The 16,337-nt window shown below is 46.2% G+C and carries 10 protein-coding genes; 4 read left to right on the forward strand and 6 right to left on the reverse strand.

All coding sequences use genetic code 11. The features are described from left to right. Nucleotides 1-54: 54 nt before the first annotated feature. The 3 genes from AB4114_RS08845 to AB4114_RS08855 form a co-directional block, all read right to left on the reverse strand. A complete protein-coding gene (locus AB4114_RS08845; RefSeq protein ID WP_441988109.1) occupies nucleotides 55-942 on the reverse strand; it encodes a carbohydrate ABC transporter permease in 888 nt (295 codons plus the stop codon). Then, a complete protein-coding gene (locus AB4114_RS08850) occupies nucleotides 939-1,865 on the reverse strand; it encodes an ABC transporter permease (protein WP_441988110.1) in 927 nt (308 codons plus the stop codon). The genes AB4114_RS08845 and AB4114_RS08850 overlap by 4 nt, the downstream gene beginning before the upstream one ends. Nucleotides 1,866-2,037: 172 nt before the next feature. Further along, nucleotides 2,038-4,194 (reverse strand): helix-turn-helix domain-containing protein, encoded by a 2,157-nt coding sequence (locus AB4114_RS08855; RefSeq protein WP_441988111.1) that lies wholly within the window; start codon nucleotides 4,192-4,194, stop codon nucleotides 2,038-2,040. Nucleotides 4,195-4,489: 295 nt separating this feature from the next. Between AB4114_RS08855 and AB4114_RS08860 the strand changes: the two genes are divergently transcribed. Both AB4114_RS08860 and AB4114_RS08865 read left to right on the forward strand, forming a co-directional pair. Next, nucleotides 4,490-10,258 (forward strand): heparinase II/III domain-containing protein, encoded by a 5,769-nt coding sequence (locus AB4114_RS08860; RefSeq protein WP_441988112.1) that lies wholly within the window; start codon nucleotides 4,490-4,492, stop codon nucleotides 10,256-10,258. A gap of 119 nt (nucleotides 10,259-10,377) precedes the next feature. Beyond that, complete coding sequence (locus AB4114_RS08865) at nucleotides 10,378-11,760, forward strand: MATE family efflux transporter (protein WP_441988113.1); 1,383 nt, start codon at nucleotides 10,378-10,380, stop codon at nucleotides 11,758-11,760. Between the two features lie 160 nt (nucleotides 11,761-11,920). Here AB4114_RS08865 and AB4114_RS08870 read toward each other — a convergent pair whose 3' ends face one another. The 3 genes from AB4114_RS08870 to AB4114_RS08880 all read right to left on the reverse strand — a co-directional run bounded on the left by AB4114_RS08870 (nucleotide 11,921) and on the right by AB4114_RS08880 (nucleotide 14,451). After that, nucleotides 11,921-12,682, reverse strand: coding sequence for a MerR family transcriptional regulator (locus AB4114_RS08870; protein ID WP_441988114.1), 762 nt, complete (start codon nucleotides 12,680-12,682; stop codon nucleotides 11,921-11,923). Between the two features lie 49 nt (nucleotides 12,683-12,731). Further along, nucleotides 12,732-14,075, reverse strand: a complete 1,344-nt coding sequence (locus AB4114_RS08875) for an amino acid permease (protein WP_441988115.1) — start codon at nucleotides 14,073-14,075, stop codon at nucleotides 12,732-12,734. Nucleotides 14,076-14,151: 76 nt separating this feature from the next. Then, nucleotides 14,152-14,451, reverse strand: a complete 300-nt coding sequence (locus tag AB4114_RS08880; RefSeq protein ID WP_441988116.1) for a Rieske (2Fe-2S) protein — start codon at nucleotides 14,449-14,451, stop codon at nucleotides 14,152-14,154. A gap of 103 nt (nucleotides 14,452-14,554) precedes the next feature. Here AB4114_RS08880 and AB4114_RS08885 point away from each other — a divergent pair, with 103 nt between their 5' ends. Both AB4114_RS08885 and AB4114_RS08890 read left to right on the forward strand, forming a co-directional pair. Continuing rightward, nucleotides 14,555-15,649, forward strand: coding sequence for a threonine aldolase family protein (locus AB4114_RS08885; protein WP_441988117.1), 1,095 nt, complete (start codon nucleotides 14,555-14,557; stop codon nucleotides 15,647-15,649). 224 nt (nucleotides 15,650-15,873) lie between these two features. Beyond that, nucleotides 15,874-16,218, forward strand: a complete 345-nt coding sequence (locus AB4114_RS08890; protein ID WP_441988118.1) for a hypothetical protein — start codon at nucleotides 15,874-15,876, stop codon at nucleotides 16,216-16,218. Nucleotides 16,219-16,337: the final 119 nt, after the last annotated feature.

Below are 16,337 nucleotides of genomic sequence, written 5' to 3' on the forward strand. Positions count from 1 at the left end.
CCGCTAAGATGCAGAAGATGCGTTAGGCATCACTCCCTTCAATAGTTATGGGCATCATCCCTTTAGTGAACCGATCATTATGCCTTTGACAAAATACTTCTGAATAAATGGATACACAACCAGTATGGGGATTGTGGCTATCATAAGGACAGCAGCCTTAACCGACTCGGATACAACCTCGTCCTCGGAGGCCTGCGCCATCAATTCCCGCATCTGCATATCATCATTCTCCACAATGAGGCGGCGAAGCAGGATTTGCAGCACGATCTTGGATTGATCCTGGATATAGATGAGTGCGTGGAACCATTCGTTCCAATGATACACAGCCATCCACAGTCCAATTGTGGCCAGAATCGGCTTGGAGATCGGCACAACAATTCGCCAGAGGATCTGAATATCGTTAGCGCCGTCGATTTTGGCAGAATCCTCTAATTCCTGTGGCAGCTCCATAAAAAAATTGCGCATAATGATCATATAAAAGGTGTTGATGAGACCGGGAATGATCAGAGCCCAACGTGTATCGTAGAGACCTATGCTCTTAATGAGTAAAAACGTTGGGATTAGCCCTCCGCTGAAAAACATCGTCAATACAATCAACATCGTATAAAAATGACGGTGGGGCAGGTATTTCTTCGACAGCGCATACGCGCCAAGCGTCATAACGACTAAGGACAAGAAGGTCCCCACGACCGTTCGGAATAAGGTATTGAAATAGCCGACCCATATTCCATTGGTTTGGAAGGATTGCTTATAGGAGGACATGCTGAAATGCTTAGGGTACAAATGAATACCAGGACGCAGCGCTTCCTCAGGTGTGCTTAAGGAAACGGATAGTCCGTGAACGAACGGATACAAAACACTGATGCATAGCGCAACAATAACAGTCATCGCTGCAAACTGGAACATGATTTCTCCTCGGCTCATTCTGCTTAACATGCTCATAAGATCCCTTCCTGTCCCATTCGTTTGATGGCATAATTGGTCAGCATGACCAGGATAAACGCGACCACATTCTTGAACAGTCCCACGGCTGCGGTTAAGCTATATTGCAGCTGTGTAAGACCCGCACGGTACACGTAAGTGTCCAGGATATCGGCAACACTGTAAGTATTCGGACTATAAAGATTCAGAACCTGATCAAATCCCGCATTTAAGATGTTGCCGACCCGGAATATGAACATGATGCAAATCACCGAAAGAATGCTTGGAAGCGTAATATGAAGAGTTTGCTTCCAACGTGAAGCACCATCCATCACAGCGGCTTCATACATGGAGGGATCGATGCCTGAGAGTGCAGCCAGATAAATAATGGTGCCCCACCCAATTTCCTTCCATATCGAGGAGACAACAAGAGTAAATCGAAAATATGCGGGATCCCCAAGGAAATAAACAGGGTCAAATCCAAAAAAATGAATCAGGCCGCTCACGACGCCTGTACTCGGTGACAAGATAGTAATGAGTAATCCGCCTAATATGACCCACGATAGAAAATGGGGCAGATAGCTGATCGTTTGTGTAATTCGTTTGAAGGCATTGATGCGGATTTCATTAAATAGCAGAGCGAGCACAATCGGCGCCGGAAAACCAAAAACGATATGATAGAAGCTGAGAATAACGGTATTTTTCATGACTCGCGGAAAGTCCTGCGATGCTGTGAACAAATAATGGAAATGCTTCAAACCGACCCATGAGCTTCCCCAAATGCCTTCTCGAATCCGGAAATCCTTAAATGCAATTTGCACCCCGTAGAGTGGTCCGTACTCAAAAATCAAATAATACACTAAAGCGGGTACAAGCATAAGTAACAAATACTTGCACTTAGCATAGTCCTTCCAGATCGAAGAACGGAACGTAATCGTTTTCATAATGTTCTCTCCTTGTATTCGATGTGATAGCCAAATCATAATTGCGTTCTTGGCAGGCTTCAATGTTAACATCTGAAACGAGACTGAAATATATGAAACAGTCAGAAAAAAAACGTTGTACTGCCGGCTTTTTACCGGAAACAACGTTTTAGTGACTTATATGAATTTGTCCTTAACCTGAGTGAACCACACTTTTGTTAATGGGGGGCATGCTACGGTATTGCATGGGGGTTACACCGGTATACTGTTTGAACTTAGTTCCGAAATACCCGGGACTCCTATAACCCGATTGTTCGGCCACATCTGAAATCGACAAACGATCGTCTGCCAGAAGCTCTTTGGCTTTCTCTATTCTGATCTTCGTTAAATAATCGGCAATGGTCTGCGAATACTGCTCTTTGAATACCTTACAAATAAATTGCTTGGAATAAGATGTGACATTTGCTAATTCGTCCAAGGAAATGTCGTGCTGAAGATTTTCCTCGATATAAGACTTCAAGGTATGGGCTAATACGGAATGCAATGATTCAGGTCGGTACTGTAGCCGAACCGCCAACTCCAGACTAAGCGCTTCCAGGGACTGAAGTGTAGCCGTAAAAGTTTCTTTTTTATGACTGTTCATCAGTTCGTTCGGACTCTTGAAGGCGTAGTCACCGGTCATGGCTTCCAGCATGATCTTGGTCAAACACAACGTAAGCTGGTTCAGGTATAGCTCAATTCCCTGGATCGAATAGCTTTCTGCTTGCATACGGGTATGAATGTCGGCAAAGTAGTGTTGGATCTGCTCCCGAGTTCCTCCGTGGATCAGATTCTCGAATATCTCCCCAGGCATTAAATCCAATAGGACGGAGCTTCTTGTCCTGATTTCCTGATAGATTACGATACTCTGTTCGCCAAGGAGAAATTTATACTGTACTGCTTCCTGAGCCTCCGTGAATGAAACGATTAATTGCTCAGCCTCCTCCACGATACAACCGATACCGGCAGAGAATTTGAGTTCCTCCCCGATCTTGAGGCGGAGGGCATTCAGTTCGTTACGGATTTCGGCCACCCGTGACACTTCATCGGTTTCTTCCGTATCGTCTAACTGATACACGATCGCGATGTGTTCTTTGCCCCATGGGATTGAGATGAGAGACAATCGTTGCTGCTTCTGTTCCAGCTTCTCTCTCAGCTCATCCCTGCGATGAGGCTCGACAGGTGTGAGGAGAGCGGCAGCGAATGCACCCTTCTCAGGAAAGGGGAACTGCTTCTCATCAACGGATAACGTACCACTCAGCATATCCTGCAGATGCTTATCCCGGACATGTCGATGCAATTGATTGATGCGGTACGTCAGGAGCTGAATCGGCTTATCCAATCTTACGGACAGTAAGTAAGACAATAACAGACCAATGAGCAGAATGCTTGCAATGACGAGCCATATTTCTTTTTTCAACGTTTGCGTCAATAACAAATAGGAGGTAACCGGACGAATGCTTGCGTAAGACCACCCCAATTGAGACCTTTCGGGGGGGAGTACGGAAAGCACGGTGCCATTGTGGTAAGGGATAGATGTTACTTGACTCTGCAAGAGAGGCGCAACAATTTGGTTATCATCGAGAACCGGATCTTTATCTGTCAGATCGGAGGATAACATCCCCGTATCTGTAAACAGGTAGATTTGCTCCTTTGAGTGGCGCAGCATGTTACGCACATTGTTCATCAGTTCTTCAGCATTAACATCCACAATCATATAGCCTTTGACATTGGGGCCAGCAGATTTATAAGGCAAGGTATAGATATATGACAGAACCTTATGGTCTGATACTTCGGCATTCACTTGATCGCGAACAAACCATTTATGGGGCTCAATCGTTTGTAAATGATCGATTAATGGACCGTTCGGAGAACGCTGCGGATCTGCATAAAAGTAATTCGTATCTACAATGAACCCCGATCTGTCAAACACAATCGTTACGTTGTCCAGTCCGGGTTGAGTAATTGATAGCGTTTTCAAATCATGAACTAAACGAGTTGCACGGAAATAATTCCCGTCGATAGGGTGATCCAGGAAGAAATGAACCTCCTCCATACTGGATTCTCGAATCGTTGTCATCGCTTTATCCAATAATGCGTTATGATAACGCTCCAGGTAATTGTCTTCCACATAGGATTTAACGCGCTCAAGCTCATATAAGCTTTCCTTGGATATTTCCTTGGCAAGCAGGTCATTGGTACGTTTCGTAAAATAACCACCGAATAAACTGATAATAACGACAGTTAATGCAAGGTAAGATAGTACAAGTTTACGCAAGTAACCACTAGGTTTTTTAAATAATATCCACATAAGCGTTCCCCCTTTCTGCTATCAGTTGCGATATTCCTGCATCATAACTAAATTTACAGGCAATGTAAAGCGGTTACACATAGCCTACTTCACTGCCAATTCCGGAGATGGGGGCTGCGATGAGACGGGCATTCTCGTCCTCATCATGGGATCTTTCTGTTTCGAACGATTCATAATTTAAACATCAAATTCAAATTGTGAGATTGTTGCCCTAAAATAAAACGCTTACCCTTAAAGAGGATGAAGCCTTCTGGAATTGGGCAGATCCAAACCAAATGCGAAAGGGTGCGAATTCATGAAGAGAAGAAGGATTAACAAGACATTGATTTCAATTCTGCTTGTATGCATGTTTTTTACCCTAAGTCCCTTACCGGCCAAGTTTGGAGGGATTCCCCTTGCTTCTGCAGACAGCCTTCCGTCGAATCTGGTTTCGAATAGCGGGTTTGAAGATGATCTCGACGCAAACGGCCAACCGGACAACTGGGTGCTCTCTAATGTAGGAGTAACAAGCGCAAGCGTTACCCTCGATACTTATTACGCGATTGAGGGGAGTAAGAGCGCCAAAGTTACTTTTACCGCAAATTCTCTTGCAGAAACTCATTATGCACAGTTGCTTAGCGCTCCGATACCTGTTAAAAAAAGTACCGCCTATACAGTTTCCTTCCAAACAGGGTTCAGCGGAGCTTTATCTGCCGTTAATGCAAGGGTTGTCTGGTACGATGAAAGTGGAGCTTACATAGCGGGCAGCGACTTGATGATCTGGAATCAGACAGTGAATAACAACAGTTCCGCATTCAGCGGCTGGAAGTATAAAGCGGCGGGCACTCCCAACTCCCCGGTTAATGCAACGACAGCACGCATTCAGCTGCGCTTTGAAAATGCCGCATCCGATAGTGGAATCATCTATATAGATGATGTTAATTTGGTCGAAGGCAATGAGGAGCGGCTTGGAAATATACTGCCGAATGCGGATTTCGAACGGGATGCAGCCGGGGATACCGTACCGGATAATTGGACCGTGACCAAAACCATCGGCAGCGCCACCGCCGCATTGTCTGATGAACAGGTACTTGAAGGGAATAAGAGCTTGAAATTCAATATTCCGTCCGGGACAAAAGCTTTGAATTCGTACGTAAAGATTAAATCTGCTTATGTCAAATCAATTCAAGAATCGGAGACATACCTATATCGGGCTTATTTGAACTACTTGGGCTCGAATATGAATAACGAAGTCGATATAAGGGTCCTTTGGTACAGTACGGCCGATCTGGTTAATCCGCTTCGGGCAGACCATATTTATCAGCAGATCCTCGTATACAATGATCCTGTGAACCATGCCGGATGGAAGATGTTCGAGAGTAATCTGACTCCACCTGCTTCGGCCGATAGAGCCATTTTCGAGGTAGCCGTCACTTCCAAAAGCACAACGGCCGCCGGAACCTTCTATGTGGATAACATGTACTTCGGTAAGAATAAACTGATGAATCCGTCCTTTGAATACGAGGATGTAGTTGATAACGCGACTATGGCCAATATGCCCGACGGCAAGATAGACGGTTGGGAATTTGCTGATCTGGATCAGAACTCGGCGTCACTGACGGTTGACGCAACTTATGCCAAAGACGGTAAATCCAGCGGGAAGCTGTCCATTCCGGCTGGCTCTCCGGCCACAGATCAGGCATACGCGGAGCTGAAAAGCGGCAAACGGTCGATCGATAGCTCCCAAACCATGTTGGCCAAGCTATCCTTCAATTTGAGAGGCAAACTTCATCGAATACAAAGTCAAATTCTTTTCTTTGACACTGTCGGCACGCAGATTGCAGCCAAGGACATATGGGACGAAACGATCCTTTACGACTCGGTGGTGTTGAGCGGCTGGTTCAATAAAAATCTGACGGTGATCCCCCCTGCAAACGCAACAGTAGCGCAGATTGCTATTCGTGTTTATACGCCATCGAGCTTATCTAATGAGGGAGCGGTGTATGTAGATAATGCTTATTTAGGCAAAAATGAAACCTATTCTCTCATCGCCAACAATAGTGTGGAAGATATTTTGGATCCGATGTGGATCAGGACAATGAACAGCGAGCAATACTGGAAGCTGAAGCATAATGTCAACAACACAGCTGGGAATTTCGGGATATCTCGGGAAACCAGTGAACTTATGGTTTGGTATAAACAGACGGCAGGGACATACAACGAGGTACTCTACCAGCGAGAATTCAATTTGGATGTGCAGGGTATTTACGATCGGGTCATTATCGACACTAGCGGCGCCGGCGGCAAGGAAATCATTATGAGGGTGAATTACATCGATACGAGTGGGATGCCGGAGACAGTCGAAAGCATAAGAGAAATTACGGACGGCAAATATAAGGAAGTTCCGCTGGATTTGGCAAATCCGAAGATGTTGACGAGCATTGAACTGGGTATACGAGATCGAGCGGGAGCCGTGGAAATCCATGACGAAATTGCCGGCGCGAACTTTCATTGGATCATGCTTAAGAAGCCGGGCACGGAGCCAAAACCGAACCATAGCCAAACCCAGATGAAGAGTACCGTTGACGACCTATTGACGACAGGTATTCCCCATGGTCTTCTTTTCTCTCGCTCCGATGTTGCGACCTTAAGGAATAGAATCAAGACAGGTGTGGACAAAGATATATTCGATCAGGTGCAGAAGCAAGCCGACGCATATCTCAGCTATGTGCCGGAGAACGATATCGATGGTTATCTGCCTCCGGCTGACACTGCCAAAGGCAATTATTCACGTGACGGCAACGATATACCGTTGGGTTGGCCGGATAAAATTACCAAGCTGTCATACGCTTATGTAATGACAGGCAATCTGGCCTATGCCGATATGGCTCGCCGTATTCTGCTGACCATGGCCGATACGCCGGAGTGGACGCAATCCTTCATGTACCGCAGAACGGAAAAGCCGAACCCCGACGGGCGCTGGTCACCGTTCAATGAAGCGCAGGCGGTTGTCGCAGCTAGTCTTGGCTACGACTGGATTTATAATACACTGACAGATGAAGAAAGAACGCTCATTCGCAACGCTATCCGGGACAAAGGTGTCAAATATCTGGATGCGTTCGTGAACACGCAAACGTTCTGGCAAACCAATAATCAAGGGCTTGACTTCAACGGTGCTCTCGCCGTGGGCGCGATTGTCATTAACGACACCGCAAAGATTGCCAAAGCCAAGACCAACCTGGAGACTGTTATCAATAACTATTACAAGCCCGACGGGGACACCGATGAAGGTATGAACTATTGGATTTATTCTACTTCTTCTGCAATATTTGGCGCTGAGGTGTTGTCCCGCTACAATCCAAGCTGGACTTCTGGTCTAAAGACCGATGGACTGAAGCGATCGATTGAGTTCGTTCTTCATAATATTTCGATCGGTTCAGACAAGCCGCTGCAAACGTTGAATTTTAATGATGGCAATACCCTGTATATGAATGCCAATCACATAGCCGATTATTATGCATCGCAACAGTTTCAGAATCCATACGACAAGTGGGTGTGGCAAATCGGTACGAATGAGAACGAATTATTCGTCTCCGTATCCGGCAATCCTGTATTCAACCTGATTTTCTCCAACCAAACCGAGGCCTCATACCCGCAGTTGCCTCTGTATGTTAACTTTGATGGCAATTCAGCGAAGGCTGGAACAGGTTACATGTTCATGAGAAGCGGCTGGGAGCAAGGCGACGATATTATGCTCGGATTTGCTGGAGGGCAATGGCCAGCTGGTCATTATCATCTAGACAGGAATTCATTCATTCTGGAAGGCTACGGCGCCAAGTTTGTTCAGGATCGCGGCAGAACGCTATTTTCCGACCCTTCCTATGCAGATTACATCAGAACGGCAAGTCACAATACGATCTCCCTGAATGGCGAGGATCAAATATGGAAGAAATCAGGGTCTGCGGCACAGGTCGAAAGGGAGTTCGCATCGCCGCTCTTTGATTTCTATTCGAGCGAAGCCAAAGATGCCTACAACAACGGAGCTGTGCAGAAAATGAGTTCTTTCAAGCGCAATATCGTATATGCTAGGCCGGACATCTTCTTTATCATAGATGAAGTTACCCCGACCGCAGCATCGACCATACAATATAATCTGCATACACGTCAACCTCGCTCGGTGAACGGGAACATGATTACCTTCACTGATCCTGCAACGAATTCAAGTCTTGAAATGGGGATTGTACTTCCGGCTTCCGGTAGCTACTCGCTCATGCCCGAGCAGCAGATCAAGGGAGACTCCGGCAATACGAATCTATACGATTTTCAGATGTACACACCCACAGCCAAAATGAATGAGAAGTTCTTCACAGTCTACCGACCAAAGCGATCCGGAGAGCAAGGGATGACCATTAATCAGATCGATGCAGATGTTCGCGAGATCAACGTGCCTGGCGGCGCTTATACGACTGCATATGGCAATACGATCACCACCCATGTGAATACGGATGCCAAATTCGCCCTGATGTACAAGAAGGAGACTGATAACTATGTGTCTACTGTCGGTCTAATGAAAGGATCTAGACTTGCGTATAAAGGAGTGCAGTTGATATCTGCCAACGTTGTCAGTGATATATCAGTCGAGTGGAAGCCGGATCATACTGTGAGCGGTAAGATCAAGACGGATGGCGCGGGGACTGTAACCCTCATTTCGCCTTATGACGGAACGACTCAATACCAGTTTACTTTCACGGAGGCTGGGGAGAAAATCATCTCTAATACACTGAGAACTATGAACGCCGGCAAGAAAAGCGAAACGCTGAAGATCGGCTTCACACGGCAAATATCACTGCAGGGAAGACTCTATGATGGAACTCCGTCAGATCTGAGTACTGCCTCGAAAACATTCACGAGCAGCAATGTGAACATTGCTACCGTCAGCAGCAGTGGATTGGTGACAGGCTTATCGGAAGGAACGGCGGAAATCACCGCTGAAGTGACCTTATCAGGCGTTACGCGGGTAGTTAGTGTGAAAGTGACTGTAACTCCATTTGTGATCGGGAATCTGATTGTTAACGGCGGGCTTGACACTAATAGCAATAATTGGGACATAGCTAACTATAATGCCGCAGCGATCTCCATGGATAACGTGACCTATCATGGAGGAACTGGGAGCCTGAAGTTATCCATCGCCAATGCATCAGGCGGAGCTTTTATGAACACGCACGTCACCAGTACAAGGTTCGATATTAAGGAAAACGGGCTTTATGAGGCGAAGTTTTGGTACAAGATCGCTGCTGCGACGGTTGCGACGGCAACGAATGTGAACAGGCTCACAGGCAAAGTATACTGGTATGACAAAGACGGATATCGGATTGGCGGCCAGAACGATATTCTTATTGATCGAAATGCCACCGCTCCACAATCGACCGGATGGCTCCAGGCCCAAGCTAAGGTTGTCGCCCCGGCGGGAGCAGTAAGCGGCAAATTAACCGTGTTTCTGTGGACAGACATGAAGAATGCCATAGACCTGTGGCTGGATGATATGGAAGTCACTTCCCTAGGTCAAGGGTTACTGGCTACGCAAAGTTTTGAAATAGACACAGATCAGAATGGATTAGCTAACAATTGGAGCGGCTTGTATACCAATGGCGCATATTCTAACGTAAGCTTCTCCAGAGACGATGTTGCTAAGGCAGATGGTGATTATAGTCAGAAATATACGTTCAGTGGAACGAATCTCGATAACACCATCGTATATTTGAACAGCGATATTTTTGCGATTAACCCGAGCTCCACCTACCGTTTTAGAGGACAGGAGCAGCACAGCGGCAAGTTGTATAAACAAGCAGCATATGTCATTTGGTACAATTCCGGCAATCAGGAAGTTGGAACGCGCGTATTATTATACGATGACAATGTGAGCTACAACTCGTCTACTCCTTCAGGCTGGGTTCAGAAGGAAGCTAACGCAATTGCCCCGCCACAAGGCGTTGGAGCGGTGAAAGCCAGAATTCAGCTCAGAACCCTGACGAAGACAGGAGATAGCGGATCAGCCTGGTATGATGACATTTATTTCGGTGAGTAACTTACGAGTTGTATTAGGTAATCAAATAACCATGAAAAAAAGTTAATTATTTTCATTTGACTGCAATCGCTTTCGTATTCTATGCTAATTGCATTTGCAATAACTTGAGGTGAAGACGAATGAAAGACATAGATTCAACAGCATCGTGGCAAAAACTCCGTCTATTCGCAGTCACTTGGCCGATTTTTATTGACTCTGTTTTACGTATGATGTTAGGTACTGCGGATGTCTTTATGTTAAGCCGAATTTCGGATGAAGTAACGGGAGCCGTGGGTTTAGCGAATGAAATCATTGTGTTCTGTATTCTAATGTTTGGTTTCGTGGGTATCGGGACGAGTGTGGCTGTGGCTCAGCATCTGGGAGCAGGTAAGGTGAAAGAAGCGAGTCGGATTTCTGCAACAGCCATTACGATTAATTTGATTTTCGGCATTATGGTGAGTATCGCGTTAGTTGTGTTTGGTGAGCCGTTAATGCATCTGATGCATTTGGATCCTCAGCAAATTGCGATCGCCAAAAAATACTTAACGATCATCTCCGGATTTATTTGGATTGAAGCGTTGTCGTATGCGATTTCTTCGGTATTGCGCTCCAATGGTCAGACCCGAGACGTGATGTTCGTTACGTTGGGGGTTAATGTGATTCACATTGTGGGCAACAGTCTCCTGATTTTCGGGAATCTGGGATTCCCTGAATGGGGAGTTACTGGGGCGGCTGTTTCAACGGTTGTAAGTCGACTTCTTGGACTCATTGTTCTTGTGATCATCTTGTATCGTCGCTTACAGGTTCCTATTCTTCTTAAGCACTATGTGAGCTTCAAGTCTAAGATTGTGAAGCAAATTCTTAGTATTGGTTTACCTTCTGCTGGAGAGCATGTTTCATGGCAGTCGCAGTATTTGATGATTTTCAGCTTTATTAATATTATCGGGGCCACAGCGCTAAGTGCGCATGTGTATGTGATGAATGTGACCAATTATTTCATGGCACTGGGCATGGCGATTGGCATGGGGACAGAAATTATTATTGGGCACATGGTGGGTGCCGGGGCTTTCCAAGCGGCTTATCATAAATTGATCCGAAGCTTGAAGATTACGTTTGTTCTGACATTCGTCATCGTGGGCATTACGTCGATCTTCCGTAAAGAACTGCTCGGACTATTTACCGATAATCCCGATATCATTGCTATGGGATCGACAATTCTACTTCTTTCTATCATTCTAGAACCCGGTAGAACTTTTAACTTGGTTGTCATTAATTCCTTACGTGCTGCTGGAGATGCTAGATTCCCGGTGATGATGGGGGTTGTCTCGATGTGGGGGATTGCTGTTCCATTAGCCTACTATCTCGGGATTCATTTAGAGATGGGCCTACTCGGTGTCTGGATTGCTTTTACAGTTGATGAGTGGGTGAGAGGCTTGTTGATGTATTTGCGTTGGCGAAGCCGTGTATGGCAAAGTAAATCACTGGTTAAACCAAGCGGCGATACCTTGGCTCATTCGGCCTAATTGTAAATGAAGAAGCCTAAAACTCTTGATGAGAGAGTTTTAGGCTTCTTTCGTATTATGAAAAAGATGACAAGAGGGTTGAGGCTGGCGGCTGGTAATCATACTATATTCAGTTTCTTGTAAAAGAATTGGATGTTTGTATCAAATCATAGAAAACGTGCTAGTGTACCCCTGTATAGATGTGGATCGCATCTCTTAGAAACGCTGCCGTACCTGGTTGCTTCACATCATAATAGGCTTTGAACCGTTCATCATCCACATACATTTGAGCAAGCCCAGCATGCGCTTCTTTACTGTATTCTGTCCAATAGGACATGAGCCATTGTTTGTGCAAATCAGCCGCTTTTTGTGCAAGCTCACTTCCTGGGTCACCTAGCTTGAAAGCCTCAGCTAAAGTATCTGCTACTTCCTCCGCTAAGCGAGTCACTGCTTCGTGCTGCTCTTGCGTCATATTTTGTAGTTTCTGATTGCTCTTATTCACTTTGTCATCGCCGTATTTCTCACGTATCTCTTTCCCATAGTTCTTCTCGTTATCATCAATTAGTTTTTGTTTGAAGCCTTCAAATTTCTCTTTGTTCGACATGGTAAGTCTCCCTTCTTTGGAAGCAATGGTTTGTTCGACGTTGGCAATGAGAATATCCAATTGTCGCCGCTTGTCGAGAAGCTGCTCTCGATGGTCCATCAGTGCACGGGTTCCGTCATAAGTAGGGGACGACATGATGTCTTTAATTTGCTCCAGAGGAATGCCCAACTCTCGATAAAATAAGATCTGCTGTAGCCGATCCACCTCATTTTGCCCATAAATGCGATATCCGGATGAGTTGATTCTTGCCGGTATAAGAAGTTCAATCTCATCATAATAGCGAAGTGTACGGGTGCTGATTCCAGCCAACTTCCCCAAGTGCTGTACCGTGTATTCCATCTGCTCACCTCCTGACAACTTAACTGTAAAGGTTTACGTAGCGTGAATGTCAAGTCCTTTTTTTGATCTTGTGAGTCCAGCTGAAGTGAACGACGAAAGTGATGAATCCAATCAGCACGATGAATAACAGACTAACGAAGAAGCCAGGACGCGTGGTAGGGTGAAAAGCAGCCCCAGAAATGGCAATCAGAATAAGAAGCAAGCCCACCCAGCGTTTGAACATTTTAGCAGGCGTATGAACTAATAGTCGTCCGGAGGACAGCAAAATCAATAACCAGATGAATAGCAAGGTGAGACCTGCTGCCGTTGACATAACCGTGTAAAGTTCATCGGGTAAAAGCAAGGAAAGAATAACAGCGGCAGCCATTCCACCGGAAGTTAAGGCTAGAGCATTGTACGGAATCTGCCTTCTTCCACTTGTCGTACGAGTGAACATGAATGGCGCATCATGATCCTTCGCAAGGGCAACGAGTATGGAGGTAACGGCGAATAAGGAAGCCACCATCGTCGAGAAAGCAGCAATAATGAGGATAGCATTGAATACATGCGGAACATAAGGCAATGGGTAGCTTTCCAAGCTGACTTGGAAGGGGCTTTTTTGGTCATGAAGAGCGTGCAAGGGTAAGAGGGTTAAGACTAAGAAGAGCGAGACGATGTAGAGGATAGCTAAAAGAAGGATCATGATGGAGCCTGCTCGATGAGCCTCACTCGAATTCTTTAGACGCATGGCGAAAAGCCCCATCATTTCCGTTCCGCCGAAGGCGTAGAACGCATAGATGAAGGATGACCAAGAGCCCTTGAGCCCTGAGGGCAGAAAGGTGTCTTTTGAAATAGGAAATGAAAGAGGATGGAGACCTCCTCTAATCCACCCGAGTACCGCGGCACCGGCAAGGAGGAGAAATATCAGCAGCGCTGAAACTTTGATGAGTGCGAAAATATGCTCCGACCGCTCGAAGGCTTGGACACCGAGCAAGATGACACCTACGCCGAGACTGGCATAGAAGAAGGCGAACAACCACATCGGTACTATGGGAAACCAGAATCGTGTAAACAGGGAGAGAGCCGCTAATTGACTCCCCATGATCATCAACTGAGATCCCCAGTAAATCCAGCCGCTGCTAAATCCAGCCCAACGTCCATATGCTAATTTGGCATAGGAGCGGAAGGAGCCTTGTTGGGGATGCTCACCTGTCATTTGTAGCAAAGCATCAAGAACGAAATACGTGCCTGCTGCAGCTAAAATGAACAAGAAAAGCATGGAAGCGCCGCCCATTGTGAGGCCGATACCGACACCTAGAAAGTAGCCAGTTCCGAGCGTACAGGCGACGCCGAGCAGTGATAGCTGCCACCACGCCATCGTGCTGTTCTTGGTTGGGGTTGCTTTTGTGGACATGCCGCCTCCTAAGCTGTTAAAGAGAAATGAATAACAACAGCCCATAGTATAGCTTGTCCATTGGTAAAATATACAGTTAAGACAAGTCCATGAGTGCGTATAAAAAACCTTCTTTTTCGATGACATCAAAGGGTTGAAGCCTTGCATTAGGAACATTGTGGCAACGGCCTGTATGTACTTCAAAGGTCCAGCCATGCAGCGGACATTCCAGTTCACCATTCTCAAGTTCCACCGCATAACCGGCGTGAGGGCAACGACTAGAGAGCAACGTGTAGACACCATCCGCTTCCGTAAGGAAAAATCGCTTGCCATTTACTTTCACTTCGGAGGGGTTTGCAGTAAACTGTTCCTTAGAACCAATCAGGATTTCATTCATGGGGATGCTCCTTTTCACAAGGGGATTTCTTCATTCATTTCATTATAATCCAAACGACATCAAAGATCTCTAAGCAGATGGCAAAAACAAAGGAGCACGATCCATGAGTAGTACATTATCTCCCCTAGCAGCAGCCTTTCGCCAAACCTCGTATCCCGTAGGTGGACACGGTCGCAGAAATATTCAAATTTTAAAAGAGGCCTTAGATGGACTGGATGGCAAGATTGAAAGTGACATTTATGGAACTGGCGAAAGTATAGAGAGCTTTCAGGCAGAAATGGCCGCTTATCTTGGTAAAGAGAAGGCTGTATTCTTCCCTAGCGGGACGATGGCGCAGCAGATTGCCCTACGAATTTGGTGTGATGAGAAGGGAATCCGCAAGGTTGCTTATCATCCGTTAAGTCATTTGGAGATCCATGAAGAGGATGGATTGAAGGAGCTGCACCAGATTGAATCGATTTTGCTCGGCGAGAAGAATCGCTTGATTCGATTGGATGAAATTCTTGAGCTCAAGGAAGAAATCGCATGTCTCTTGATTGAATTGCCACAGCGTGAAATTGGTGGTGATCTGCCGCCTTTCGAGGAGCTCGTTGCGATTTCGGCACATTGTCGTGCCCATGGAATTAAGCTACATCTGGATGGTGCGAGATTGTACGAGGTACTACCTTACTACCAGAAGTCTGCGGCAGAGCTGTGTGCGCTTTTCGATAGTGTGTATATCTCTTTCTACAAAGGAATCGGCGGGATAGCAGGTGCTATTCTTGCTGGTGATGAGGCTTTCACGGCAAAATCGAAGGTGTGGAAAAGGCGGCATGGCGGCGATTTGATCAGCCTGTATCCGTATTACCTTTGTGCGAGCTACTATTTCAAGCAGCGTGAGCCGAAGATGGGTCAATACTATGAAGAAGCAGTGGAGCTTGCAGCGCTGTTTAATAGCTGTCAACTCGTGACTACCTTGCCGCGGGTACCCGTTACGAATATGTTCCACGTTCATATTGATATGCCGAAAGAGAAGCTCGAGCCGATCCTAGTTGGATTGTATGCGGAGACGGATGTAGGTCTGATCCACTATCTACGTGAGTCCAGCGAGGGGATCTGTTCATTCGAGATAAGTATTGGCGATGCTATCGCGCAAATTCCGAAGGACAAGCTGAAGTTGACGTTTGAACGGTTGGCTGCAGGGTTGCGGGAGGGATAGTGTGCCGGTCTACCTATAAAGTGTAACGAATAGCGCACTGTTGTTCTGCTTGGTTTGACGAAGCGGAACAACAGTGCGCTATTTGCTGCTAAGGAACGCTGATTTGAAGCAATCGTAACTTTGTACTCCACGTGGGGAGACCAGTGCTATCTAAGCACCATCGATGAGAAACAGGTGCTCCTAGTACACTCGGCAATCCTGATAAAGGCGTGTACGAGCCGCATATGCAAATTTTGAGCGACGGCACGCTGGCTGTCATGTATGCGAACGAAAAGCATGTGACGGAGAGTCCATCGTATAGTGAAATTATTTCGGAGAAACTTTCTACGAACGGCGGCGCAAGCTGGGGAAGTAAGATTTATGTTGCTTGGGACCCAAGCAATGCAGCAGCGCGGCCTGGTATGCCGGTATGGCAAAAAATGAACAATGGCCAGTATATCGTAACCTTTGAGGTTTGTGGTAGGCAAAGCTGTAATGTGTTCACGAAGAAAAGCAGTGATGGCAAAACGTGGGCAAGCGGTATCGGCACGCAAGGTGTACGTAGGCGATATGGCCACTCCAAAAATTAACTTTACCGATACAACATTTGCCAATGGTACGATCGGGGTCCGTGGTGGCTTCGGGAATAGTGTAAGTTTCGACAATATATCGATCAACTAACTTGCTTGTAAATAATCTATTGAAAAAA

This window comes from Paenibacillus sp. 2RAB27 (assembly GCF_052115445.1).
Classification (GTDB): Bacteria; Bacillota; Bacilli; order Paenibacillales; family NBRC-103111; genus Paenibacillus_E.

Bases quoted from the DNA above. Each gene is read 5' to 3' on its own strand.
- AB4114_RS08870 (WP_441988114.1), bottom strand. From the start codon at position 12,682: ATGGAATACACGGTACAGCACTTGGGGAAGTTGGCTGGAATCAGCACC.
- AB4114_RS08855 (WP_441988111.1), bottom strand. From the start codon at position 4,194: ATGTGGATATTATTTAAAAAACCTAGTGGTTACTTGCGTAAACTTGTA.
- AB4114_RS08875 (WP_441988115.1), bottom strand. From the start codon at position 14,075: ATGTCCACAAAAGCAACCCCAACCAAGAACAGCACGATGGCGTGGTGG.
- AB4114_RS08880 (WP_441988116.1), bottom strand. From the start codon at position 14,451: ATGAATGAAATCCTGATTGGTTCTAAGGAACAGTTTACTGCAAACCCC.
- AB4114_RS08885 (WP_441988117.1), top strand. From the start codon at position 14,555: ATGAGTAGTACATTATCTCCCCTAGCAGCAGCCTTTCGCCAAACCTCG.
- AB4114_RS08845 (WP_441988109.1), bottom strand. From the start codon at position 942: ATGAGCATGTTAAGCAGAATGAGCCGAGGAGAAATCATGTTCCAGTTT.
- AB4114_RS08890 (WP_441988118.1), top strand. From the start codon at position 15,874: ATGCAAATTTTGAGCGACGGCACGCTGGCTGTCATGTATGCGAACGAA.
- AB4114_RS08865 (WP_441988113.1), top strand. From the start codon at position 10,378: ATGAAAGACATAGATTCAACAGCATCGTGGCAAAAACTCCGTCTATTC.
- AB4114_RS08850 (WP_441988110.1), bottom strand. From the start codon at position 1,865: ATGAAAACGATTACGTTCCGTTCTTCGATCTGGAAGGACTATGCTAAG.
- AB4114_RS08860 (WP_441988112.1), top strand. From the start codon at position 4,490: ATGAAGAGAAGAAGGATTAACAAGACATTGATTTCAATTCTGCTTGTA.